This window comes from Polaromonas sp., assembly GCF_041689105.1.
Classification (GTDB): domain Bacteria; phylum Pseudomonadota; class Gammaproteobacteria; order Burkholderiales; family Burkholderiaceae_C; genus Polaromonas.
Window position 1 is genome coordinate 1 of sequence record NZ_JBDNGU010000108.1, and the last position, 22,512, is coordinate 22,512.

Consider the following 22,512-nt stretch of genomic DNA (forward strand, 5'->3'; position numbering starts at 1 on the left):
GCCGATGGGCAGGTCTTCGCGGATCTTGAAACCGGCGATAGCCTTCTTGGCCTTGGTGACAACAGGCTTCTGGCCGGCGATCTTGGTCATGTCGCCAACGGCGTTGTCCATGACCTTTTTGTCGGCAACCGCCTCGCTCACGCCCATATTGAGCGTGATCTTGGTGATGCGGGGAACCTGCATCGGCGACTTGTAGCTGAATTTTTCAATCAGTGACGGCGCGATTTTCTCGCGGTACTGGGCCTGCAGGCGAGCCTGGGCAGGAGCAGCTTGGGTAGGTGCGGTTTTAGCCATGTTTATGCAACCTTGATTTCGTCGCCACTGGACTTGAAGACGCGAACCTTCTTGCCGTCGGTCAGAAGCTTGATGCCCACACGGTCCGCCTTGCCCGTTGCGGCATTGAAAATGGCCACGTTGGACTGGTGAATCGGCATGCTTTTTTCAACAATGCCGCCGGTGGTGCCTTTAAGGGGATTTGGCTTGGTGTGTTTTTTCACCAGATTGAGGCCCTCAACCAGCACATAGCTGTCGTCTTTGCGGAGTGTTATCGTGCCGCGCTTGCCTTTGTCGCGGCCTGCGATCACGATGATTTCGTCGCCTTTGCGAATCTTGTTCATGGCGTGTCCTTACAGAACTTCAGGAGCCAGGGACACGATCTTCATGAACTTCTCGGTGCGCAGTTCGCGCGTGACCGGTCCGAAGATGCGGGTGCCGATAGGCTCCAGCTTGGCGTTAAGCAGCACAGCTGCATTGCCATCGAATTTGACGAGCGAGCCATCACCACGGCGGATGCCCTTGGCAGTACGAACGACCACGGCGCTGTAAACCTCGCCTTTTTTGACGCGGCCACGCGGAGCGGCTTCTTTGATACTCACCTTGATGACGTCACCAACGCTGGCGTACCGGCGCTTGGAGCCGCCCAGAACCTTGATGCACATCACGGATTTGGCACCCGTGTTGTCAGCAACATCGAGCTTGGATTGCGTTTGAATCATTTAAATTAGTCCCAACTTGCACCGGCGCCTTTTCCCTTGCAGGAAGACTTGCCAGTCAGTCTTGGGCCCGTCGTCCACACTGCAAACCACTTGCGATGCTTCCGTTAGGCAGAATTCTCAGCTTTTTACAGCGAAGCCCATGATTATTACCAAATTGGCAAGCCTTGTCAACATCTTCGCATGCAAATCCTTCACCAACATACGTCGCGAATCGGGATTTATGACCAAACAGGACTCCAACCCTTTAGTTACAAGCGCCAGCAGCTATTAATTCAGGAGCGTATTAAATGGCGTCGCGTAGCCACCCGCTGTCAATTCCATGCGTCTTCTAACCGGGTAAAAGCAGGTATTGGTCGGCGAGGGCCAGAAATTCTGCAAGTTGGGGATCGCGTTGGTTTTCCTCTGTCAGCAGCTCGGCCACCGCAACCGCCAGCGATTTTGCCAGCGAGGCATCCAGAAAAAGGAGGCGGGATCGGCGCGCCAGCACATCCTCAACCGTCCTGGCGTACTCGTAACGCGCGGAAAAACGCACCATCGCTTCCGTCAGTCCGCCACCTAACACCCGCTCAGCGCCAGGCAGGGCCTGCACCTCCGCGGCTTCGCTTCCATACAGGTGCAAGCCGGGCGCATCGCTGATTTTGTGGGGCAAGGCATGGGCCGGTAGCTGGGCGCCGACCAGTTTGAGATCGGCCGTCACCCCGCCCGGTCGCCTGGCGAGAAGGGCTGCAGCAAAGCAGTTGTCCAGCACGTCTTCGGCCATGGCACGGTAGGTTGTCCATTTGCCGCCAGTTACGGTCACCAGGCCGCTTTTGCTGACCAATACCGTGTGCTCGCGCGATAACGCCTGCGTGCTGTCACCGTCATCTTCGGGCGGCTTGACGAGAGGCCTAAGCCCTACCCAGATGCTCTTGATATCTGCGGGCCCAGGCGCCTTGCTCAGATACCGTGCCGACTCACCCAGGATGAAATCGACCTCTTCGCGGAATGCCAGCGGTTCGCGCGCCAGGTCGTTGCGCGGTGTATCTGTGGTTCCGAGAATGGTTTTGCCCAGCCAAGGCACGGCAAACAGCACCCGTCCGTCGGCAGTTTTCGGCACCAGTAGCGCATGATCGGTCGGCAAGAATGAGCGGTCCACCACGATATGCACACCTTGGCTGGGCGCGACCATGGGCTTGGTTTCGCGGCCAATGGCCTGGCCATCGAGCAGGCGCAATTGGTCCACCCAGACGCCAGCCGCATTCACAATACATTTGGCACGCAACGCAAGTGTTTGCCCACTTTCATTGTCAGTGGCCTGCAGACCCACCAGCTTGCCGCCTTCATGGAGAAGGCCGGTGGCAGGGCAATAATTGACCAGCAGCGCGCCAGCGCGCGCCGCGCTGCGCGCCAGGGCAAGGGCCAGACGTGCGTCGTCAAACTGCCCATCCCAGTATTTGACGCCCCCCTTGAGCCCGTCCTGATGGGCTGTGGGCAGCAGTTGCAAGGTTTCCGCGCGATTCAAGAACTGCGTCGCACCAAGACCCGCTTTGCCAGCCAGGGCGTCATACATCTTGAGCCCCACACCATAAAACGGTGCCTCCCAGAACTTGTAAGAAGGCATCACAAAAGGCAAGGGTTGCGCCAAATGCGGCGCATTGGCCAGCAGGCGTGTGCGTTCGTGCAGTGCTTCGCGAACCAGGGAAATATTGCCTTGGGCAAGGTAACGGACACCACCATGCACCAGTTTGGTGGCGCGGGACGAGGTGCCTTTGGCAAAGTCGTGCGACTCGACAAGGACGACAGAAAATCCTCGCGCCGCGGCGTCCAGCGCAACACCCAGTCCGGTGGCTCCACCGCCAATGATCGCGATGTCGTAGGTATGGGGCGCCCTGAGGCGGTTGATCAGATCTGCGCGCCGTGTTGGCAACAGCGGGGATTCAAAAGTCATGGGCTCCATTGTGGATCTCCGGGAAAACCCTTGCACAGGTTTTGCCTTTCGCGTTTTTTGTCTTTTTGTCTTTTTGTTGCCAAGTGCGTGCGGCCCGCCACGGCGCCACACGCACTTTTCATCCTCAGCACGCTGCGGGCCGCGCGGCTCGCAGAGCGAGAACCCAGGAGGCTATCGGGCTACTAGCGAACCTTGCCGTCCTTCCAGGCTTGCAGCAACTTGTCGTAGTTGATGGTCTCGCCCTTGGGCTTTTCATTCGCCAGTTTTTTCCACGGCGCGCCGGTGTCGCTGAGGTACTTGGCCGGGTCAACCTTGGGATTGAGCTTGGGTGGGCATTTTTCCATGCCAGCACGTTCGAGGCGGGCCATGACCTCGTCCATCTCTTCGGCCAGGTTGTCCATCGCCTGCTGCGGGGTTTTCTCGCCAGTCACGGCCACCGCAACGTTTTTCCACCACAGCTGCGCCAGCTTGGGGTAGTCGGGCACGTTGGTGCCGGTCGGCGTCCACGCTACACGGGCCGGGCTGCGATAGAACTCCACCAGACCACCAAGCTTGGGCGCCATGTCGGTCATGGCCTTGGACTGGATGTCCGATTCGCGGATTGGCGTCAGGCCCACGAGCGTTTTCTTCAGGGATGTCGTCTTGGCGGTCACGAACTGGGCGTACAGCCATGCTGCGGCCACCTTGTTGGCGTCATGATCCTTGAAGAAGGTCCATGAACCCACGTCCTGGTAGCCGTTTTGCATGCCCTGCTTCCAGTATGGCCCGTTGGGGCCGGGAGCCATGCGCCACTTCGGCGTGCCGTCCGCATTGACCACAGGCAACCCTGGCTTGATCATGTCAGCCGTGAACGCGGTGTACCAAAAAATTTGCTGGGCAATCTGGCCCTGGGCGGGGACAGGGCCGGCTTCGCCGAAGGTCATGCCAATGGCCTCCTTGGGCGAATACTTCTTCATCCAGTCGATGTACTTGGTGAGCGCATAGACTGCCGCGGGTGAGTTGGTCGCGCCACCGCGTGAAACAGATGCACCTTGTGGTGTGCAGCCGTCAGCGGATGCACGAATGCCCCATTCATCTACGGGCTTGCCGTTGGGGATGCCGATGTCTGCAGCACCTGCCATGGACAACCATGCATCGGTAAAGCGCCAGCCCAGGGATGGGTCTTTCTTGCCGTAATCCATGTGACCATAGATAGGCTTGCCATCAATGTTCTTCACATCGTTGGTAAAGAAGGCAGCGATATCTTCGTACGCGCTCCAATTTAATGGTACGCCCAGGTCGTAGCCGTATTTGGCCTTGAATTTGGCTTTGAGCTCTGGCTTTTCAAACAAGTCAGCACGGAACCAGTACAAGTTGGCGAACTGTTGGTCAGGCAGTTGGTAGAGCTTGCCATCGGGCGCTGTCGTGAAACTGGTGCCGATGAAGTCTTTCAGGTCCAGGCCGGGGTTGGTCCACTCTTTTCCGGTTCCCGCCATGTAGTCGGTGAGATTCAGGATCTTGCCGTAACGGTAGTGGGTCCCGATGAGGTCAGAGTCGGTGATCCAGCCGTCATAAATCGACTTGCCGGACTGCATGGAGGTTTGTAGTTTCTCCACCACGTCGCCTTCACCGATCAGGTCATGCTTGACTTTAATACCAGTGATTTCTTCGAAGGCCTTGGCCAGCGTCTTGGATTCGTACTCATGGGTGGCGATGGTTTCGGACACCACCGAAATTTCGCTGACGCCCTTGGCCTTCAGCTTGGCCGCCGCATCAATGAACCATTTCATCTCGGTCGCCTGCTGGTCTTTTGACAGCGTGGAAGGCTGGAACTCGTTTTCAATCCATTTTTTCGCAGCGTCGGTAACCGCCGCGGCGGGTGCTGCAGCGGGCGCGGGCGCAGTAGCCGCTGGCGGCGCTGCGGCGACAGGCTCTTCCTTCTTGCCGCAGGCAGTTGTCATCAGCACAGCAGCGCCGATGGCAGACAGTGTGTAGATAGCGCGTTTCATGGGGCTACCCCCCAAGTGTGCATCGCAGCCGCAGCTGCGACAGATGGGTAAAAGGTCATGTTTTTCTCCTAATATGCTTCCCGCTTGTTCTCCTGCGCGTCGACGGGGAAGGGTTGCCGCGCGCCTGTCTCCTAACTTCGTATCGCTAACCTTTTTGGAGAATCAGCCCCAATAGCAACATGGACGCAATAAAACTGAACCATATGGACACGTCGACCTGCAGCCCCAACAGGGTGGCGAGCTTGCCGCTGATCCCGATAAAGATCAGGTTCACATAGGCGGCTGCCAACAGGCCAATAAACAGCCGGTCACCACGCGTCGTATCCAGTGGCAAAAAGCCCCGGCGCAGGCTGGTCGGGGACTTCAGCTCCCAAACGGTCATGCCCACCAGCATCAGCCCAATACTGCTGAAAAAGACCGCCACGGGCGTGGTCCAAGCCATCCAGTCAAACATACAGAGGTTCCCCTTAAACACGGCCCATCGCGAAACCCTTCGCGATGTAATTACGAACAAACCAGATCACGATCGCGCCCGGCAAAATCGTCAGGACACCGGCGGCAGCCAGCGTGGCCCAGTCCATGCCCGACGCAGAGATGGTGCGCGTCATCGTGGCCGCAATCGGCTTGGCATTGACACTGGTGAGGGTTCGAGCGAGCAACAACTCAACCCAACTGAACATGAAGCAGAAGAAAGCGGCAACTCCGACACCCGCCTTGATCAGGGGTAGAAAAATCGTGACAAAGAAGCGCGGGAAGGAGTAGCCGTCGATGTAAGCCGTTTCATCGATTTCGCGCGGAATACCGCTCATGAATCCTTCCAGAATCCAGACCGCCAATGGCACATTGAACAAGAGGTGCGCCAGCGCCACGGCGAGGTGCGTGTCCATCAGGCCCACAGTGGTGTACAGCTGGAAGAAAGGCAGCAAGAACACCGCAGGCGGCGTCATGCGGTTGGTCAGCAACCAGAAGAAAACATGCTTGTCGCCCAGAAATCTGTAACGTGAAAAAGCATAGGCCGCAGGCAAGGCCACGGCGAGGGAAATGACCGTGTTGATGGCGACATAGATCAGGCTGTTGATATAACCCGAGTACCAGGCCGGGTCAGTCAGGATGGTTTTGTAGTTGGCCCAGGTGAAATGCGCAGGAAACAAGGAGAAGCCAGCAGCGATTTCGTTGTTGGTCTTGAACGACATGTTGACCATCCAGTAGATGGGCAGCAGGGCAAAAACGATGTAGGCGAGCAGGAACAGCGTGCGCTTCTGGAACCGGGGCTTATTCATGGCCACCCTCCTTTTGCTGGGTGCCGACGCGCTGCATCCAGTTGTACAAGATAAAACACAGCAACAGGATGATCAGAAAGTAGATCAGCGAGAAAGCGGCTGCCGGCCCGAGATCAAACTGCCCCACCGCTTTTTGAGTCAGAAACTGCGACAAGAACGTGGTCGAGTTGCCCGGCCCCCCGCCTGTCAGCACGAAGGGTTCGGTGTAGATCATGAAACTGTCCATGAAGCGCAGCAGCACCGCGATCATCAACACGCCACGCATTTTAGGAAGCTGCACATACCAAAACACAGCAAGCTTGCTGGCTCCGTCAATACTTGCGGCCTGGTAATAGGCGTCCGGGATCGAGCGCAATCCGGCGTAACCGAGCAGGGCTACCAAGGGCGTCCAGTGCCAGACATCCATGAGCAAAACCGTGAGCCAGGCGTGGCTTGCATTACCGGTGTAGCTGTACTCAATCCCCAGGCTCTTCAGCGCCGCGCCCATCAGGCCAATGTCGGTGCGCCCGAAAATTTGCCAGATGGTGCCCACGACATTCCAGGGAATCAGCAGGGAGAGGGAAACAATGACCAGCACCACCGAGGCCCTCCAGCCCTGAGCTGGCATGGACAAAGCCAGCATGATGCCCAGCGGGATTTCCAGCGCCAGGACGGCAAACGAGAAAGTCAGTTGTCGCCATAGGGCGCCGTGCAGCTCTTCGTCGCGCATGATGGCGGCAAACCATTCGGTACCGACAAACACCCGCCGATCGGGCGAGATGATGTCCTGCACCGAGTAGTTGACCACCACCATCAGCGGCAAGATGGCCGAGAACGCGACGCAAATCAGCACGGGCAGGACCAGGAACCAGGCTTTCTGGTTCACCGGCTTGGTGGTCGTGCTCATGGAGCCCCCACGCTCGGCACTGGCGTGCCCTCGCTGCCCCTCAGGGGGGCATTCGCTTGCTTGAAGCGGTTCTGCGCTGCGCTCATTGCACAAACTCCTCGTTTTTGTAAAAACAGGTGTGCTCGTTCATCACCTGCAGCCAGACCGTGTCGCCCGCAGCCAGTGGCGCGGCATCAGACGACAAGCGGGCTTTGAGCGCATGGCCCGCCACGCTGGCACTCAGCATGACGTGGGTGCCTACGTCCTGAATCTGCGACACCTGCACCGCCAGTGCCCCAGCTGTGCCAGCAGGAACCAGAGCGAGATACTCGGGGCGAATTCCGAGCTTGATGTCGCCCGCAGGCAAGGCTCGCCCGGATGGCAGGGCCAGGGTTGCGCCTGCCAGGTGGAATCCTTCCTTGTCGGCGCTGCCAGGCAGAAAGTTCATGCCGGGCGAGCCGATGAAATGCCCGACAAAGGTATGGCTGGGCCGCTCGAACAAGTCAGCCGGTGAGCCCACTTGCACGGCGCGTCCGCGCGCCATCACCACCACCTGATCAGCGAAAGTGAGCGCCTCCACCTGGTCATGGGTGACGTAGATCAGCGTCAATTTGAGTTCGTGGTGAATCTGCTTGAGCTTGCGGCGCAATTGCCATTTAAGGTGCGGGTCGATCACCGTCAGCGGCTCGTCAAACAAGACCGCCGACACATCCGGGCGCACCAGTCCGCGACCCAGCGATATTTTCTGCTTGGCGTCTGCCGCCAGGCCGGCCGCGCGCTGATTCAGCTGGCCGCTCATCTCCAACATTTCAGCGATTTCTCCGACCCGCTTTTTAATCTGGTCCTCCGGCATTTTTCGGTTGCGCAGCGGGAAGGCCAGGTTGTCTGCCACCGTCATGGTGTCGTAGATCACCGGGAACTGGAACACCTGCGCAATGTTGCGCTCCTGCGGCGTGGCATGGGTCATGTCGCGACCGTCGAACTTCACCGTGCCTTGCGACGGCGCCAGCAGGCCGGAAATCAGGTTCAGCATGGTCGTCTTGCCGCAGCCCGATGGCCCCAGCAGCGCGTAGGCGCCGCCGTCCTCGAACGTCATCTGCAGCGGCAGCAAGGCGTAGTCGGCATCCACGCGCGGATTGGCCTTGTAAGCGTGCGCCAGGTCCAGCTCAATGCGGGCCATATCAATGCCCTCCCTGGCGCCGGGGCGCGACCAGCAAGGCACCGCCAGCATCAAACACATAGGCGTGAGAGGGATGGAGGTGCAGCGTGATCGCTTCGCCGAGGTCAAAGTAACGCACGCCCGTCAGTTGCGCCACGAGTTCTCCCACGGCCGTGCTCACATGCACAAAGGTGTCGGAACCTGAAATTTCTGCCAGCTCGACCTTGCCGGCCAGGGCGATGTCGCCGGCACGCGGGGTTTGGCGCAGGGCGCTGGCTCGCACGCCCACCGTCAGCGCTGGTGACGCGCCCGGGGCCAGCGCAATCGCCAGATCGGGGCCGCCAACCAACTGCACGCCCTGCGGGCTGACTGCGGCGTCGATCAGGTTCATCGGCGGGTCGCTGAAGGCGCGCGCGACGCGCAGCGATTTTGGCGTATGGAAGACTTCGGCGGTCGGCCCGTATTGCAGCAGCTCACCACCGTCCAGCACGGCCGTGTAGCCGCCCAGCAGCAAGGCTTCGCCAGGCTCGGTGGTTGCGTAAATGACGGTCGAATCACCGGCTGCAAACAACTGCGTGAGTTCCTCGCGCAGTTCCTCGCGCAACTTGTAGTCCAGGTTGACCAGGGGTTCATCTAGCAGCATCAGGGGCGCGCCCTTGGCCAGCGCGCGGGCCAGGGCCACCCGCTGTTGCTGGCCACCCGACAGCTCGGCCGGGTAACGGTCCAGGAACATCTCGATATGCAGGCGCCCGGCGATCTCGCGCACGCGCTGGTCTATGTTTTTTTCCCGTCGCAGCTTGAGCGGCGAAGCGATGTTGTCAAAAACCTTGAGTGACGGGTAATTGATGAACTGCTGATAAACCATGGCGACATTGCGCTCGCGCACCGGCATGCCCGTCACGTTGGCGCCGTCCACGCGGACATGCCCCGTGCTGGGCACATCGAGGCCGGCCATGATGCGCATCAGGCTGGTCTTTCCGGCCTGCGTGGCGCCCAGCAATACGGTCACCTCGCCTGTGCGCGGAGTCAGGCTCATGTTGTAAAGCCAGGTTTCAGGTCCCACTTTTTTACTGATGCCGTCGAGTAAAAGCTGCATCACGCGCCTTTCTGTGCGGCGGCGCGCGAGGGAACCAGGACAGGAAATGGGTGGCCAGCGTGCAAGATTTAGTCTGCCTTGTTTCGGATTTTTTCTATTTTTCTTCCTTTTCACGCGTTTTGAATACTTGTTTTCCCTTATTTTGTTCTTTTTGTTTCGATATACAGTCGAACCACCCCCCGAATCAACCCCATCGGCTGAACCAGAACCACGCGTGAACTCCAATCCCCGGCAACTCAAACTTCTTGATGTGGTCCGCCAGCGCGGTTCCGTCACGGTCGAACAACTCGCCGAAACGCTGGGTGTCACCCTGCAAACCGTGCGCCGCGATGTGCAGCGCCTGTCGGAGGCGGGCCTGCTCACGCGGTTCCATGGCGGCGTGCGGGCGCCGAGCTCAACCATTGAAAACCTCGCGCACCGCCAGCGCGAAAGCCTCCACGCCGATGGCAAGGCGCGTATTGCGCTGGCCGTGGCCAGGGCGGTGCCTGACAACTGCTCGGTGATCCTCAATATCGGCACCACCACCGAAGCCATTGCCCGAGCGCTGATGCACCACAAGGGCCTGCGCGTCATCACCAACAACCTCAATGTCGCGGCCATCCTGAGTGGCAACCCGAACTGCGAGGTGATCGTCGCCGGCGGCGTCGTGCGTGCGCGCGACCGCGGCATCGTCGGCGAAGCGGCTGGCGACTTCATCCGGCAGTTTCGCGTCGATATCGCGCTGATCGGCATTTCGGGCATCGAAGCCGATGGTTCCTTGCGCGATTTCGACTACCGCGAGGTGAAGGTGGCGCAAACCATCATCGCGCATTCGCGTGAAGTCTGGCTGGCCGCAGACAGCAGCAAGTTCAACCGCCCCGCCATGGTGGAGCTCGCCACGCTGTCGCAGATCGACCGGCTGTTTACCGACCAGCCGCCGCCCGAGCCCTTCCCGGCGCTGCTGGCCGAAGCCGGGGTAAGCTGCGATGTGGCCCATTCCTGAACCCCGCCAACACCGGTACCCGCCATGACCTACCTGCTCGCCCTGGACCAGGGCACCTCCAGTTCACGCAGCATCGTGTTTGATGCGCAGGGCCACATCGTGGCGCTGGCGCAGCAGGAGCTGCCGCAGATCTACCCCAACCCGGGCTGGGTCGAGCACGACCCGATGGAAATCTGGCGCACGCAGCTGGCCACCGCGCGCGAGGCCCTGGCCAAAGCCGGGCTCAAGGCCGGCGACATCCGCGCGCTGGGCATCACCAACCAGCGCGAAACTACCGTCGTCTGGAACCGCAAGACGGGCCTCCCCATCCACCACGCCATTGTCTGGCAGGACAGGCGCGCCGAAGCCACCTGCGCCCGCCTGCGTGAGGACGGCAAGGCCGAGCTGATCCAGGCCAAAACCGGCTTGCTGGTCGATGCCTATTTTTCAGGCACCAAGCTGAAGTGGCTGCTCGACAATGTGCCGCAGGCCAGAGCCCAGGCCGCGCGCGGTGACCTCGCCTTTGGCACCGTTGACAGCTGGCTGATGTGGCAGCTCACCGGCGGCACGCTGCATGCCACTGACGTGACCAACGCCGCACGCACCATGCTGTTCAATGTGCACACCAACAGCTGGGACACCGAGTTGCTGGCGCTGCTGGACATCCCCGAGGCGCTGATGCCCCGGGTCCTGCCGTCCAGCACGCATTACGGCGATGTGTCGCCGGATCTGCTGGGCTCGGCCATCCCGATTGGTGGTGTAGCGGGCGACCAGCAAAGCGCCCTCTTCGGGCAGGCCTGCTTCAAGGAAGGCATGGCCAAAAACACCTACGGCACTGGCTGCTTCCTGCTGATGCACACCGGCAACAAGTTCCAGACCTCGCACAACGGCCTGCTGACGACCAGCGCGGCACAGGTGACGCCGCAGACCGAGTTTGCGTTTGAAGGCAGCGTGTTTGTCGGCGGCGCGGTGGTGCAATGGCTGCGCGACGGCCTGCACGCCATACAGGGCAGCGGCGAAGTGCAGGCGCTGGCACAAAGCGTGCCAGACTCCGGTGGCGTCATGATGGTGCCGGCCTTCACCGGCCTGGGCGCGCCCTACTGGAAACCCGAGGCGCGCGGCACCATCACTGGCCTGACACGCGGCACCACGGTGGCGCACATTGCGCGCGCGGCCCTTGAAAGCATCGCCTACCAGAGCGCCGCCCTGCTGCAGGCCATGAGCCGCGACGCGGTGGCGGCGGGCGCGGCGCCGGTGGCCGAGCTCCGGGTGGACGGCGGCGCCTGCATCAACAACCTCCTGATGCAGTTCCAGGCCGACCTGCTGGGCATCCCGGTGGTGCGCCCTGCCGTGACCGAAACCACCGCGTTGGGCGCGGCCTACCTGGCCGGCCTGTCCAGCGGCGTTTATGCCAGCACCAGCGAACTATCGGCCATGTGGCGCGCAGAGCGAACGTTCTTGCCCACGCTGGGGGCGGACCGCGCAGCCGGGCTGATGGCGCAGTGGGAACACGCGGTGCGGCAAACCGTGCTGGAGTAAGGAGCGTAAGCCGGCCCATCCCGTTCAGCGACAATCGCTGTTCGGGCGGATGCTTCCAAGCCGCCCGTCTCCAGCGAGCGACACAGCATGAGCACTCCCCTTCACAAAGACGGGTCAGACGGCAGCCGGGAACAGATTGCCTTCATAGGCGGCGGCAACATGGCCAGCGCCATCATTGGTGGCCTGATCAAACGCGGCCTGGCTGCGACCCGGATCCAGGTGGTGGAACCCTTTGCCGAACAACGTGCCCGGCTGGACAAACAATTTGCCGGCGTGCAGGTGCACGAAAAACCCGGCGAGGCCTTGGCCAGCGCCACGCTGGTGGTGTGGGCCGTCAAGCCGCAAACCTTCAAGGACGCCGCCCTGAACACCCGCTTTCACACCAAAACCGCCCTGCACCTGAGCGTGGCCGCCGGCATCCGCTCGGACAGCATCGCGCACTGGCTGGGCACCGAGCGCGTGGTGCGCTCCATGCCCAATACACCGGCCCTGATTGGCAAAGGGGTGACGGCCTTGTTCGCCCGACCCGCCGTAAGCGCCAACGAGCGGCTTGTTGTGCAGCGCGTCATCCGCACCACCGGCGACTTCGTCTGGCTGGACGACGAAAAGCAGCTGGACGCGGTGACCGCCCTGTCGGGGTCGGGCCCGGCCTATGTGTTTTACTTTATCGAAGCCATGGTGCAGGCCGGCGTGGACATGGGCTTGAGCCGTGAGCAGGCGCACACGCTGGCGGTCGGCACCTTTGTCGGTGCGTCAGAACTGGCACGGGCCTCGGACGAGCCACCGGAAATCCTGCGTGCCCGGGTGACCTCCAAGGGGGGCACCACCTACGCGGCCCTGTCATCGATGGAGCAGGACGACGTCAAGAAACAGTTCATGCGCGCCATGCACGCCGCCAGGCAGCGCGCGGCGGAACTCGGCGACGAGTTCGGGGCCACCTGAAAATTCCAGGAAAAACGGGCTCTAGCCCTTGTTTCACGGGCGTTAGCAGCTATTATTTTTATAGCAATTGACGCCTCGCAGCGTCAGAAGCCCACCAGCAGATACGACAGCGCAATGCCGGAAAACACGGTGAAACCCAGCCAGTGGTTCAGGCGAAAAGCCTGGAAGCAGGCATCACGTTCGCGCTTGCGGATCAACCAGCCGTGCCACAGCGCCTGCGCCAAAGCCACGCCAATAGCTATCAAATAAATAGCTGGCTGCGCAATATCCATGAGGGCCAAGGCCCAGATGGACAGATAGAGGAGGTAGCTGACCATCACCCCGGCCACATCAAAGCACCCCAGTGTGATGGCCGAGGTTTTCATACCAATTTTCAAATCGTCGTCCCGGTCCACCATCGCGTATTCGGTGTCGTAAGCAATCACCCAGAACAGGTTGCCCAGCAGCAACAGCCAGGCCAGCGGCGGCACCCGCGACTGCACGGCGGCAAAAGCCATGGGAATGCCAAAGCTGAAAGCCACACCCAGCACCGCCTGCGGCATGGACACAAAACGCTTGGCATAGGGATAAACCACGGCCACCGCCAGCGCGGCAAACGACCAGGCGATGGTGGCGGTGTTGGTGGTCAGCACCAGGCCAAAGGCCAGCAGCGCCAGCACGGCCCCGAGGACCAGGGCTTGCCTGACCGACACCGCACCGCGTGTCACCGGCCGCTGCGCGGTGCGTTTGACGTGGCGGTCAAAGTCCCGGTCCGCCACATCATTGAGGCAACAGCCCGCGCTGCGCATCAGGACGGTGCCCAGCGTGAACACCACGATCAGGTGCCAGCCGGGAAAGCCATGGGACGCGACCCACAGTGCCGACAGCGTGGGCCACAGCAGCAGCAGCCAGCCAGCGGGGCGGTCCCAGCGTATCAGTTCAAGGTAGAGCGCCCCCACGCTTTTCACTTTGTGTAATACGCTGCCCCCCGAGGGGGCTGGCCTTGCTTGGGGCGGCCCTGCGCTGCGGCCGTCGGCGCTCAAGTCGCTCAGTCCTCGAGTAGGGAACGCAGCATCCAGGCGGTCTGCTCGTGCACGGTCAGGCGCTGGGTCAACAGGTCGGCCGTGGGTTCGTCGCCGGCCTTGTCGGCGATGGCAAACAGCCCGCGCGCCGTGCGGGCTACCGCTTCGTGGCCTTGCACCAGGATGCGCACCATCTCAAGAGCCTTGGGCGGCGTCGCAGGCGCGTCAGGCACGGAGGCCAGCTTGCTGAACTGCGCGTAGGAGCCCGGCGCCGGATGACCCAGCGAGCGGATGCGTTCAGCCACCGGGTCCACTGCGGTCCACAGCTCGGTGTACTGCGTCATGAACATCAAATGCAGGGTATTGAACATCGGCCCGGTCACATTCCAGTGGAAGTTGTGGGTGGTCAGGTACAGCGTATAGGTGTCTGCCAGCAGGCGGCTCAGGCCCTGGGCAATGGCGGCGCGGTCTTTTTCGCCGATGCCGATGTTGATCGGTGGTGCGCCGGTGCGGCCGGGGGAAACCTTGGGAGAGGTTTTGGGAGAGGTTTTGGGAGAGGTTTTGGCCATCGTCAGTCCTTTGTTGAAACTCTATTTTGAAACTTTATTGAATGCGTTTGGGCTTTACTCTAAGCAATCAGCAATCAGCAAGCCCAAGGCAACAGTCATACTGCATCGCCTTGACACGCATCATGAAACCAGCAGCAGGCGGGCCAGAATGGGTTCAGGACAAGCGCGTTACCCCGGGAAGTTCGCAGGCATAAACGGCATTGCGCAGCGCGGCGATCGCTTCATACCGCGTGAAGCTGCGGCGCCAGGCCAGAACCACCCGTCGCGTTGGTACATGGCCCTCAAACGGCAGGTAACGGATGTAGGAAGGCAAGTCCGGAACTTCCCGGCTTTTGGCTTTTGCAGCAACTTTCTCAGGAAGCGGCAACAGCAGGGCTTCCCTGGGCACGCTCAGTCGCGGCACCAGCGTCACACCCATGCCGGCCGCCACCATGTGTTTGATGGTCTCCAGCGATGAGCCTTCAAAACTCTTGCGTATGCCTTCGGCGTTGCTGGAAAAACGCGCGAACTCCGGGCAGACCTCCAGCACATGGTCGCGGAAACAGTGACCGGTGCCCAGCAGCAACATGGTCTCCTTTTTCAGCTCGTCGGCGGTAATGTTGCTGCGCGCAGCCAGCGGATGATTGCTCGGCACCGCCGCCATGAAGGGCTCGTCATACAGTGGTGCAATCGCCAGGTTGGTGTCGGGAAAAGGCTCGGCCAGAATGGCGCAGTCGATCTCGCCGGTGCGCAGTTGCTCCAGCAGTTTGACGGTAAAGTTTTCCTGTAGCATCAGCGGCATTTGCGGCGTCTGGGCAATCATCTGGCGCACCAGGTCCGGCAGCAAATAGGGTCCTATGGTGTAGATCACGCCCAGCCGCAGCGCACCGGCCAGCGGGTCCTTGCCGCGCTTGGCGATTTCACGAATGCTGTCGGCCTGCTCCAGCACGCTCTGCGCCTGGCGGATGATTTCTTCGCCCAGTGGGGTCACGGTGATTTCGTTGGCGTTGCGCTCAAACAACTTGACCTGCAGCTCTTCTTCCAGCTTCTTGATCGCCACGCTCAGGGTCGGCTGCGACACATGGCAGGCTTCGGCGCCCTTGCCGAAGTGTTTTTCTCTCGCTACGGCAACTATGTATTTGAGTTCGGTCAGCGTCATGGGCTTATTGTGCGGCTTTTCGCGCTGGAGCTTCCAGCGTTTGCGGCTTAACCACCAGGCCGGGTCTCGCCCCGGCGGGCGACTTACTTTTCTTTGCTTCGCCAAGAGGGTGTGGAAGAAAGTTATTGCAAGCGCGCCAGCAACACGCGAGTCTGAGCGAGCCAGACCCAGGCGATCGCATGGATGGGTTTGTGGTCGTGGTGCATGACGAGCCGACGGTGGCGCTCCAGCCATGCATGGGTGCGCTCGACCACCCAACGTTCTTGGCCCTCACGGGCGGCTGCCCGTCGCTCCACAAAGGCTGCTGCGCATCGTCCCAGCGCGCCCGTCAACTGTGGCGCACGAGGTGTACCTGCACGCCATGCGTGCGCTCGATGTCTTGCGCGCACTGCCCCGCGCAGGCACTGTCGGCCCACAAGGCCTTGATCGAGCCAGCGGTGCGCTGGCATGCTTGGGCCAGTGCCCCAAGGGCCGCTTCTCTGTCCTGCACGGCTGCGCTGGTGGTCACCACCGCCAGCAGGAGCCCCAAGGTATCGACAACCAGGTGTCGCTTGCGCCCTTTTACTTTCTTGCCTGCATCGAAGTCCAGCGTGCCGCCTTGCGCGGTGCCCCAATTCGATTGCGAGTCCATGACCGCCTAGCCGGGCTGGGCGATGCGCTCTACACGCAGCCGCCATTGCTGGCGCAGCCGCTCGTGCAAGGCTTCGAACTTTCCCTGCCGTGCCCAACGCACGAAAGCCTTCTGCACGGACTGCCAAGGTGGGTAAAGCTGGGTTGGCAGATTGCGCCAGGAAGAGCCCGTGCGCAGCACGTAGCAGCAGGCATCGACCACACTGCGCCGCGAGTAAGTGGCCGGCCTGCCGCGCGCACCTGCCGCAGGCTCGAACAGGTCTTGCGCCAGGGCCCACTCGGCATCGCTCAACGCTCCTGCAACGGCGCTGCCGGCTGCCTGGTCGGCCAATGTCGGTCGTCGTAGCCATACCGCGTACCGGGTTGCTGGCCTTTGGCGCGCAGTGGCTGTGTGGGCGGGCGCATGCGCTGCAAGCCAGCCACTCGCAGTGCAATGCGTATCGTCACCGTACTGGGGGCTGTACGGCTCATGTGCTCGCCCCAAGCGATCGCCAGCTCCGCCAGCGTCGCCTGTGGATGGCTGCCTACCACATCGCGCAGCGCGCCATGCTCGCCCTGAGAGATAGCGGGCGGCCGTCCTGTCTTTGCCATCACTTCGCCTCTGTTTTGAATGCAAAGCAATATCGCAATTTATTTCTTCCACACCTTCTTGGCGGAACAAAGAAAAGTAAGTCGCCCGCCGGGGCGAGACCCGGCTTGCAGGAAAAAACCATCGAAGCCCGATTTGATGGATGAAACTCACCGATAGGGGTTGCTGATCCCCAGACTGGCCAGGATTTCGATCTCACGCGCTTCCATCGCCTCCGCGTCCTGCGGGCTGGTCTCATGGTCCCAGCCCTGCGCGTGCAAGGTGCCGTGCACCAGCAGGTGGGCATAGTGGGCTTGCAGCGTCTTTTTGTTCTCGCGCGCCTCTTTGGCGATCACCGGTGCGCACAGCACCAGGTCGGCCGTGACCAGCGGCGCCTGCGTGTAGTCGAAGGTCAGGACGTTGGTGGCGTAGTCTTTTTGTCGGTAGCTGTGGTTCAGCGTCTGGCCTTCTTCTGCGTCCACGATGCGCACTGTCAGCTCGGCATCGCTGTCCAGCGCATGGCGTATCCAGCGCGCCACGCTGTGGCGCGGCAGTACCGCGCGATGCCGTTTGGCGTCCTTGATGGCGCCGAACTGCAGCGACAGGCTCAGTTTTTTAAGAGCCATTTCGGCTTTTTGTCCTTGTGGGGCGAGCGACAGGCGCTATCAGATCAATAGCATCCTCGGTGTCTGTTGTTTTACGCTTGTAGCCGTCGTAGGCATCGACGATGCGCGCCACCAGCGGATGCCGCACCACATCGGCGCTGGTCAGGCGCGTGATCGCAATACCCTTGACACGTTTGAGCACGCGTTCGGCGTCGATCAGCCCACTGAGCTGCGTGCGCGGCAGATCGACCTGGCTCACGTCGCCGGTGATCACCGCCTTGGCGCCAAAGCCGATGCGCGTCAAAAACATCTTCATCTGTTCGGGCGTGGTGTTTTGCGCCTCGTCGAGGATCACAAACGCATGGTTCAACGTGCGGCCGCGCATGAAGGCCAGCGGCGCGATCTCGATCTGCTGGCGCTCGAAGGCTTTTTGCACGCGCTCGAAACCCATGAGTTCGTGCAGCGCGTCGTACAGCGGCCGCAAATACGGGTCCACCTTTTGGTTCAGGTCGCCGGGCAAAAAACCGAGGCGCTCGCCGGCTTCAACCGCCGGGCGCGTCAGCACGATGCGCTGCACCGCGCTGCGCTCCAGCGCATCGACGGCGCAGGCCACCGCCAGGTAGGTCTTGCCGGTGCCGGCCGGGCCGATACCGAAGGTGATGTCGTGGGTGGCGATGTTGTCCAGGTACATGCCCTGGTTGGTCGTGCGGGCGCGCAAGTCGGCGCGCCGGGTGGACAGCGCCATGCTGCCGTCGGGTGCCTTGCCCAGCGCCGTGTCGCCGGCCAGCATCAGCTGCACGGTTTCTTCGGGAATCGGCCGCTGCGCCATTTCATACAGCGCCTGCAGCACTTCCAGCGCCTGCTGGGCCTTGGCCTTGGTCCCGTCAATCTTGAACTGCTCGAAGCGGTGCGCAATCGTCACCTGCAGCGCCGCCTCGATGGTGCGGATGTGCGCGTCCAGGGGGCCGCACAAATGGCCCATGCGGGTGTTGTTGGGCGGTGCGAAGGTGTGTCGGAGGATCAAGGCGCGGGGTTTCCTGAAAACAAGGGGTTCTGGCGGGATTGTCCACCCAATTTTCACCCACCGCCCGGCTGATAAGATTTGCCCATGATTGGACGCATCTCTGGCCTGCTGGCCGAAAAGAACCCCCCGGAACTGCTGGTCGACTGCAACGGCGTCGGGTATGAGGTGCTGGTGCCCATGAGCACCTTTTACAACCTGCCTGCGCTGGGCGAAAAAGTCAGCCTGCTCACGCATTTTGTGGTGCGGGAAGATGCGCAACTTCTCTACGGCTTCGGCAGCGCCAGCGAACGCGCGGCTTTTCGCCAGCTGATCAAGATCTCCGGGGTCGGTCCGCGCACCGCCCTCAGTGTTCTCAGCGGCATGAGCGTCGATGAGCTGGCCCAGGCCGTGACCCAGCAGGAGGCCGGCCGCATCATCAAGGTGCCTGGCATCGGCAAAAAAACCGCTGAACGTTTATTGCTCGAACTCAAGGGCAAGCTCGGCGCCGACATGGGTATCACGGTCAGTGTGGCCGATGATGCGCAGTCCGACATTCTTCAGGCGCTGGTGGCGCTGGGTTACAGCGATCGCGATGCGGCACTGGCGCTCAAGGCCTTGCCGAAAGATGTTGGGGTCAGTGATGGTATCAAGCTGGCTTTGAAGGCCTTGGCGAAATGACCATTCAAACCGACGACTTCGACATGTCCGGCGTGCCGCCAGTGAAGCGCGTCATGTCCGCCGCGCCCGCCTCGCCCAACGAAGAAGCCATCGAACGCGCGCTGCGGCCCAAGCTGTTTGACGAATATGTTGGCCAAACCAAGGTGCGCGAGCAGCTGGAGATTTTTATCGGCGCGGCGCGCATGCGCAGCGAGGCGATGGACCATGTGCTGCTGTTCGGCCCGCCCGGCCTGGGCAAAACCACGCTGAGCCACATCATTGCGCACGAGCTCGGCGTGAACCTGCGCCAGACCAGTGGCCCGGTGCTGGAAAAACCGAAAGACCTGGCGGCGCTGCTGACCAACCTTGAGAAAAACGATGTGCTGTTCATCGACGAGATCCACCGCCTGAGCCCGGTCGTTGAAGAAATTTTGTACCCTGCGCTGGAGGACTACCAGATCGACATCATGATCGGCGAAGGCCCGGCGGCGCGCAGCATCAAGCTCGATTTGCAGCCCTTCACCTTGGTCGGAGCCACCACCCGCGCTGGCATGCTGACCAACCCGCTGCGCGACCGCTTCGGCATCGTCGCGCGGCTGGAGTTTTACACCGCTGAAGAGCTGGCGCGCATCGTCAAACGCAGCGCCGGGTTGCTGAATGTGCCCACCGACGCAGAAGGCGGCTTCGAGATCGCCCGCCGTTCGCGTGGCACACCACGCATCGCCAACCGCCTGCTGCGCCGCGTGCGCGACTATGCCGATGTCAAAGGCAGCGGCAAGATTGACCTGGACATTGCCAACAAGGCGCTGGCCATGCTTGATGTCGATCCGCAGGGTTTCGACGTGATGGACCGCAAGCTGCTTGAATGCGTGATTCACCGCTTTGACGGCGGCCCGGTCGGCCTCGACAACATCGCCGCCAGCATCGGCGAAGAGCGCGACACGATTGAAGACGTGATCGAACCCTATCTGATCCAGCAAGGTTATTTGCAGCGGACGCCACGTGGCCGCATCGCGACGCTGGCGGCGTACCGGCACCTGGGCGTAACGCCACCCAAGCCCAGTGCAGAACTTTTTGAATAACATGAACCAGCGTTTTTTGCAGTCGTCACGACCATCCGGCTGTGTTGATGTAAATCAACACGCCGGGGCCGATGCGGCGTCACAGTGATGACGATGAAACGACACTGGATATGGCTTGCAATCATCATTGCCATGATTGCAGCGGCGGTTTTGGGATGGATCAGCCTGCGCAGCCCACAAGTTGATGTCGTCGAAATGCGCTATGCGCCCTTGCTGCGCACCCTGCAATTTTCTGCCCGCGTGGCAACCCTGTCGCGCGTTGACGTTGGCAGCACCGTGACCGGGCGCGTTGCCCAGGTGCGGGTAGTCGAAGGTGCGCAGGTGCGCCAGGGCGACGTGCTGGTCCAGCTGGAAACCGATGAACTGCGCGCCGCCGTGACCCAGGCTCTCGCGTCCGAACGCCAGGCGCAGGCGCGGCTGGCGGGCCTGCGCAGCACCGGCCGGACGACCGCCCAGGCCGGCCTCACGCAGGCCGACTCAACACTGAAGGCGGCCGAGGCCGAGCTGGCACGTACCCAGCAGCTGGTGGCCCAGGGTTTTCTCAGCGAAGCGCGGCTTGATGAAGTCCGGCGCGCCGTCGAAGTGGCCCGGGCGCAGCAGGCCGGCGCCCGGGCACAGGCCCAGGCCAATGCCGATGCCGGGACCGATGTGGCCCAGGCCCAGGCGCAGCTCGCTCTGGCCAGCGCCGCCACAGCGGCTGCGCGTGCGCGCCTGGCGCAAGCGGCCGTGCTGGCACCCACCGATGCGCGTGTGCTGACACGCGAGGTCGAGCCGGGGCAGATCGTTCAGCCCGGCAAGGCCCTGATGAGTCTGGCGCTGGCTGGCCCGACGCAGCTCAGCGCGCAGGTGGACGAACGTTTCCTCGACCAGTTGCAGCCAGGCCAGAAGGCGGCCGTGGTCGCCGATGCTTTTGCCAACCAGCGTTTCGCCGCCCGTGTGTTGTCGATTGCCCCCGCCGTCGATGCGCAGCGCGGCGCGATTGAAGTCAAGTTTGCGCTGGAGCAGCAGGCCCCGGTCTTTCTGCGCGAAGACATGACCCTGTCGGTCGAGGTCGAGACCGGCCGGCGCGAGCGCGCGCTGGTGCTGCCGCTCAGTGCGCTGCGCACGCAGGCCTCATCGACGTCGGGAACGGTGCTGGTAGCCGGCGAGGGGCGCGCGCAGGAGCGACAGGTGCGGCTGGGCCTGCGCACGCTGGACGCGGCCGAGGTGATGGAGGGTCTGGCCGAAGGTGATGCCGTGTTGCTGGGGAGCAGCGTCCTGGCCGGCGCCCGGGTGCGCGTGCGAGCCTTGGCCTGGCAGCCCGGCCAGCCGGTCGCCACCAAGGGCGGGGCAACGCCGGAGGGCGGCGCTGCCTTGACCAACGCCATGGGGCGCTGAATTTCCATGATCCCGTGGCTTGGCTTTGAACTGCGCGTGGCGCTGCGTTTTCTGCGCGAGGGACGCATGCAGACCGTACTCATCATCGTCGGTGTGGCGGCCGGCGTCGCGGTCATTGCCTATATCTCCGCATTGATCAGCGGCCTGCAGCAAAGCACCCTGACCAAGACCCTGGGGTCGCAGGCGCACATCACGCTGCGTTCGCTGGACGACGTGGTCACGCCCGCCTGGCCGCCCCTGCCTGGCAGCAACGTGCTGACCGAAACCCAGCCACGTGCGCAGCGCCTGCGCTCGGTGGCCAACTGGCAGGCGCTGTTGCCGCTGCTCGAAGCCCAGCCCGCCATCGCGGGCGTGTCACCCATGGTGTCGGGTGCCGGCCTGGCCCTGCGCGGCGAAGCCACCCAGGCGATTGCGCTGACGGGCGTGGACCTGGACCGCTACGACCGCGTGGTCGGGCTGCGCGGCAAGGTGATCAGCGGCACCGCACGGCTGGCGCCGGGCGAAGCCATCGTGGGCCGCGAACTGGCGACTGATCTGGGCCTGCGCGTCGGTGACCGCCTGACGGTGCAGACCAACCTGGTCAGTGATTCGGTGCGCGTGACTGCGGTGGTGGACCTCGGCATCAAGGACCTGAACCGCCGCACCGTCATCGTACCGCTGCGCGCCGCGCAAAACCTGCTGGGCCTGCCCGGCGGGGTCACCAGCCTGGACCTGACCGTGAAAGACATCTGGGCGGCCCAAACGCTGGCGGGCGACCTGCGCCGGCAGTTCCCCTACAAGATCGAGAGCTGGCAAGAGAGCAACGCGCAGCTGGTGTCCGCCCTCAACGCCCAGTCGGTCAGCACCTCGCTGATACGCGGTGTGGTGCTGGTGGTGGTGGTGCTGGGTATTGCCAGCGTGCTGGTGGTGTCGGTGGTGCAAAAGCGCCGCGAGATCGGCATTCTGCGCGCCATGGGTGCCACACGCGGGCAGATTCTGCGGCTTTTCCTGGTGCAGGGCGCGGTGGTGGGCGCGCTCGGCTCGGCGCTCGGGATTGTGCTGGCCGTGGCCATGATCTGGCTGTTCACGACCTTTGTGCGCGGCTCCGACGGGCTGCCGCTGTTTGTGATCAGCCTGCCGCTGGCCACCGC

The 22,512-nt window shown here is 62.2% G+C and carries 26 protein-coding genes; 7 read left to right on the forward strand and 19 right to left on the reverse strand.

Features of this window, described 5'->3' with window-relative positions; translation table 11 throughout:
• From rplE to ACESMT_RS11630, 10 genes are all read right to left on the reverse strand, one after another.
• Window positions 1-294, reverse strand: a 294-nt coding sequence (gene rplE / locus ACESMT_RS11585; RefSeq protein ID WP_372826747.1) for a 50S ribosomal protein L5, incomplete at its 3' end; no start/stop codon positions are given.
• Window positions 295-296: 2 nt separating this feature from the next.
• A complete protein-coding gene (gene rplX, locus ACESMT_RS11590; protein ID WP_372826748.1) occupies window positions 297-617 on the reverse strand; it encodes a 50S ribosomal protein L24 in 321 nt (106 codons plus the stop codon).
• 9 nt (window positions 618-626) lie between these two features.
• Complete coding sequence (gene rplN, locus ACESMT_RS11595) at window positions 627-995, reverse strand: 50S ribosomal protein L14 (RefSeq protein ID WP_007869247.1); 369 nt, start codon at window positions 993-995, stop codon at window positions 627-629.
• Between the two features lie 328 nt (window positions 996-1,323).
• Complete coding sequence (locus ACESMT_RS11600) at window positions 1,324-2,922, reverse strand: FAD-dependent oxidoreductase (RefSeq protein ID WP_372826769.1); 1,599 nt, start codon at window positions 2,920-2,922, stop codon at window positions 1,324-1,326.
• 182 nt (window positions 2,923-3,104) lie between these two features.
• Entirely contained in the window at window positions 3,105-4,862 is a 1,758-nt protein-coding gene (locus tag ACESMT_RS11605; RefSeq protein WP_372826770.1) for an ABC transporter substrate-binding protein, read from the reverse strand.
• A gap of 193 nt (window positions 4,863-5,055) precedes the next feature.
• Window positions 5,056-5,364 (reverse strand): DUF2160 domain-containing protein, encoded by a 309-nt coding sequence (locus tag ACESMT_RS11610; protein WP_372826749.1) that lies wholly within the window; start codon window positions 5,362-5,364, stop codon window positions 5,056-5,058.
• 13 nt (window positions 5,365-5,377) lie between these two features.
• Complete coding sequence (locus tag ACESMT_RS11615; protein ID WP_372826750.1) at window positions 5,378-6,190, reverse strand: carbohydrate ABC transporter permease; 813 nt, start codon at window positions 6,188-6,190, stop codon at window positions 5,378-5,380.
• Complete coding sequence (locus ACESMT_RS11620) at window positions 6,183-7,076, reverse strand: carbohydrate ABC transporter permease (RefSeq protein WP_372826751.1); 894 nt, start codon at window positions 7,074-7,076, stop codon at window positions 6,183-6,185. Before ACESMT_RS11620 ends, ACESMT_RS11615 begins: the two co-directional genes overlap by 8 nt.
• Before the next feature lie 82 nt (window positions 7,077-7,158).
• Window positions 7,159-8,235 carry an ABC transporter ATP-binding protein gene (locus tag ACESMT_RS11625; RefSeq protein WP_372826752.1) on the reverse strand — a complete coding sequence of 359 codons (1,077 nt, stop codon included), beginning with the start codon at window positions 8,233-8,235 and terminating at the stop codon, window positions 7,159-7,161.
• Between the two features lies 1 nt (window position 8,236).
• Complete coding sequence (locus tag ACESMT_RS11630) at window positions 8,237-9,310, reverse strand: ABC transporter ATP-binding protein (protein WP_372826753.1); 1,074 nt, start codon at window positions 9,308-9,310, stop codon at window positions 8,237-8,239.
• A 214-nt stretch (window positions 9,311-9,524) separates the two neighbouring features.
• Between ACESMT_RS11630 and ACESMT_RS11635 the strand changes: the two genes are divergently transcribed.
• From ACESMT_RS11635 to proC, 3 genes are all read left to right on the forward strand, one after another.
• Window positions 9,525-10,292 (forward strand): DeoR/GlpR family DNA-binding transcription regulator, encoded by a 768-nt coding sequence (locus ACESMT_RS11635; RefSeq protein WP_372826754.1) that lies wholly within the window; start codon window positions 9,525-9,527, stop codon window positions 10,290-10,292.
• 24 nt (window positions 10,293-10,316) lie between these two features.
• Window positions 10,317-11,810: a glycerol kinase GlpK gene (gene glpK / locus ACESMT_RS11640; protein ID WP_372826755.1), complete on the forward strand. Its 1,494-nt coding sequence runs from the start codon at window positions 10,317-10,319 to the stop codon at window positions 11,808-11,810.
• Between the two features lie 87 nt (window positions 11,811-11,897).
• The gene (gene proC, locus ACESMT_RS11645; protein ID WP_372826756.1) at window positions 11,898-12,752 is read left to right on the forward strand and encodes a pyrroline-5-carboxylate reductase; all 855 of its coding nucleotides are present in this window, start codon (window positions 11,898-11,900) and stop codon (window positions 12,750-12,752) included.
• Between the two features lie 83 nt (window positions 12,753-12,835).
• On the opposite strand, the gene ubiA is transcribed toward proC, so the two are convergent.
• The 9 genes from ubiA to ACESMT_RS11690 form a co-directional block, all read right to left on the reverse strand.
• Window positions 12,836-13,699, reverse strand: a complete 864-nt coding sequence (ubiA, locus tag ACESMT_RS11650; RefSeq protein ID WP_372826771.1) for a 4-hydroxybenzoate octaprenyltransferase — start codon at window positions 13,697-13,699, stop codon at window positions 12,836-12,838.
• A gap of 80 nt (window positions 13,700-13,779) precedes the next feature.
• Window positions 13,780-14,322, reverse strand: coding sequence for a Dps family protein (locus tag ACESMT_RS11655; protein ID WP_372826757.1), 543 nt, complete (start codon window positions 14,320-14,322; stop codon window positions 13,780-13,782).
• Window positions 14,323-14,476: 154 nt separating this feature from the next.
• Entirely contained in the window at window positions 14,477-15,460 is a 984-nt protein-coding gene (locus ACESMT_RS11660) for a LysR substrate-binding domain-containing protein (protein ID WP_372826758.1), read from the reverse strand.
• Between the two features lie 122 nt (window positions 15,461-15,582).
• Complete coding sequence (locus ACESMT_RS11665; protein ID WP_372826759.1) at window positions 15,583-15,756, reverse strand: hypothetical protein; 174 nt, start codon at window positions 15,754-15,756, stop codon at window positions 15,583-15,585.
• Window positions 15,757-15,788: 32 nt separating this feature from the next.
• The gene (locus ACESMT_RS11670) at window positions 15,789-16,091 is read right to left on the reverse strand and encodes a transposase (RefSeq protein ID WP_372826760.1); all 303 of its coding nucleotides are present in this window, start codon (window positions 16,089-16,091) and stop codon (window positions 15,789-15,791) included.
• Window positions 16,092-16,097: 6 nt separating this feature from the next.
• Window positions 16,098-16,382: a transposase gene (locus ACESMT_RS11675; RefSeq protein ID WP_372826761.1), complete on the reverse strand. Its 285-nt coding sequence runs from the start codon at window positions 16,380-16,382 to the stop codon at window positions 16,098-16,100.
• Window positions 16,379-16,681, reverse strand: a complete 303-nt coding sequence (locus tag ACESMT_RS11680; RefSeq protein WP_372826762.1) for a hypothetical protein — start codon at window positions 16,679-16,681, stop codon at window positions 16,379-16,381. Before ACESMT_RS11680 ends, ACESMT_RS11675 begins: the two co-directional genes overlap by 4 nt.
• A 147-nt stretch (window positions 16,682-16,828) precedes the next feature.
• Window positions 16,829-17,284 carry an rRNA maturation RNase YbeY gene (ybeY, locus tag ACESMT_RS11685; RefSeq protein WP_372826763.1) on the reverse strand — a complete coding sequence of 152 codons (456 nt, stop codon included), beginning with the start codon at window positions 17,282-17,284 and terminating at the stop codon, window positions 16,829-16,831.
• Window positions 17,274-18,287, reverse strand: coding sequence for a PhoH family protein (locus ACESMT_RS11690; protein ID WP_372826764.1), 1,014 nt, complete (start codon window positions 18,285-18,287; stop codon window positions 17,274-17,276). The genes ybeY and ACESMT_RS11690 overlap by 11 nt, the downstream gene beginning before the upstream one ends.
• Window positions 18,288-18,371: 84 nt before the next feature.
• Between ACESMT_RS11690 and ruvA the strand changes: the two genes are divergently transcribed.
• From ruvA to ACESMT_RS11710, 4 genes are all read left to right on the forward strand, one after another.
• On the forward strand, window positions 18,372-18,944 hold the full coding sequence (gene ruvA, locus ACESMT_RS11695) for a Holliday junction branch migration protein RuvA (RefSeq protein WP_372826765.1): 573 nt from the start codon (window positions 18,372-18,374) through the stop codon (window positions 18,942-18,944).
• The gene (gene ruvB / locus ACESMT_RS11700; protein WP_372826766.1) at window positions 18,941-20,005 is read left to right on the forward strand and encodes a Holliday junction branch migration DNA helicase RuvB; all 1,065 of its coding nucleotides are present in this window, start codon (window positions 18,941-18,943) and stop codon (window positions 20,003-20,005) included. The genes ruvA and ruvB overlap by 4 nt, the downstream gene beginning before the upstream one ends.
• Before the next feature lie 87 nt (window positions 20,006-20,092).
• On the forward strand, window positions 20,093-21,382 hold the full coding sequence (locus ACESMT_RS11705) for an efflux RND transporter periplasmic adaptor subunit (protein WP_372826767.1): 1,290 nt from the start codon (window positions 20,093-20,095) through the stop codon (window positions 21,380-21,382).
• A gap of 6 nt (window positions 21,383-21,388) precedes the next feature.
• On the forward strand, window positions 21,389-22,512 hold a 1,124-nt coding region (locus ACESMT_RS11710; protein ID WP_372826768.1), incomplete at its 3' end, for an ABC transporter permease.

Coding starts and splice junctions, on each gene's coding strand:
- rplX (WP_372826748.1), bottom strand. CDS start 617: ATGAACAAGATTCGCAAAGGCGACGAAATCATCGTGATCGCAGGCCGC.
- rplN (WP_007869247.1), bottom strand. CDS start 995: ATGATTCAAACGCAATCCAAGCTCGATGTTGCTGACAACACGGGTGCC.
- ACESMT_RS11600 (WP_372826769.1), bottom strand. CDS start 2,922: ATGACTTTTGAATCCCCGCTGTTGCCAACACGGCGCGCAGATCTGATC.
- ACESMT_RS11605 (WP_372826770.1), bottom strand. CDS start 4,862: ATGACAACTGCCTGCGGCAAGAAGGAAGAGCCTGTCGCCGCAGCGCCG.
- ACESMT_RS11610 (WP_372826749.1), bottom strand. CDS start 5,364: ATGTTTGACTGGATGGCTTGGACCACGCCCGTGGCGGTCTTTTTCAGC.
- ACESMT_RS11615 (WP_372826750.1), bottom strand. CDS start 6,190: ATGAATAAGCCCCGGTTCCAGAAGCGCACGCTGTTCCTGCTCGCCTAC.
- ACESMT_RS11620 (WP_372826751.1), bottom strand. CDS start 7,076: ATGAGCACGACCACCAAGCCGGTGAACCAGAAAGCCTGGTTCCTGGTC.
- ACESMT_RS11625 (WP_372826752.1), bottom strand. CDS start 8,235: ATGGCCCGCATTGAGCTGGACCTGGCGCACGCTTACAAGGCCAATCCG.
- ACESMT_RS11630 (WP_372826753.1), bottom strand. CDS start 9,310: ATGCAGCTTTTACTCGACGGCATCAGTAAAAAAGTGGGACCTGAAACC.
- glpK (WP_372826755.1), top strand. CDS start 10,317: ATGACCTACCTGCTCGCCCTGGACCAGGGCACCTCCAGTTCACGCAGC.
- proC (WP_372826756.1), top strand. CDS start 11,898: ATGAGCACTCCCCTTCACAAAGACGGGTCAGACGGCAGCCGGGAACAG.
- ACESMT_RS11655 (WP_372826757.1), bottom strand. CDS start 14,322: ATGGCCAAAACCTCTCCCAAAACCTCTCCCAAAACCTCTCCCAAGGTT.
- ACESMT_RS11660 (WP_372826758.1), bottom strand. CDS start 15,460: ATGACGCTGACCGAACTCAAATACATAGTTGCCGTAGCGAGAGAAAAA.
- ACESMT_RS11670 (WP_372826760.1), bottom strand. CDS start 16,091: ATGGACTCGCAATCGAATTGGGGCACCGCGCAAGGCGGCACGCTGGAC.
- ACESMT_RS11680 (WP_372826762.1), bottom strand. CDS start 16,681: ATGGCAAAGACAGGACGGCCGCCCGCTATCTCTCAGGGCGAGCATGGC.
- ybeY (WP_372826763.1), bottom strand. CDS start 17,284: ATGGCTCTTAAAAAACTGAGCCTGTCGCTGCAGTTCGGCGCCATCAAG.
- ruvA (WP_372826765.1), top strand. CDS start 18,372: ATGATTGGACGCATCTCTGGCCTGCTGGCCGAAAAGAACCCCCCGGAA.
- ruvB (WP_372826766.1), top strand. CDS start 18,941: ATGACCATTCAAACCGACGACTTCGACATGTCCGGCGTGCCGCCAGTG.
- ACESMT_RS11705 (WP_372826767.1), top strand. CDS start 20,093: ATGACGATGAAACGACACTGGATATGGCTTGCAATCATCATTGCCATG.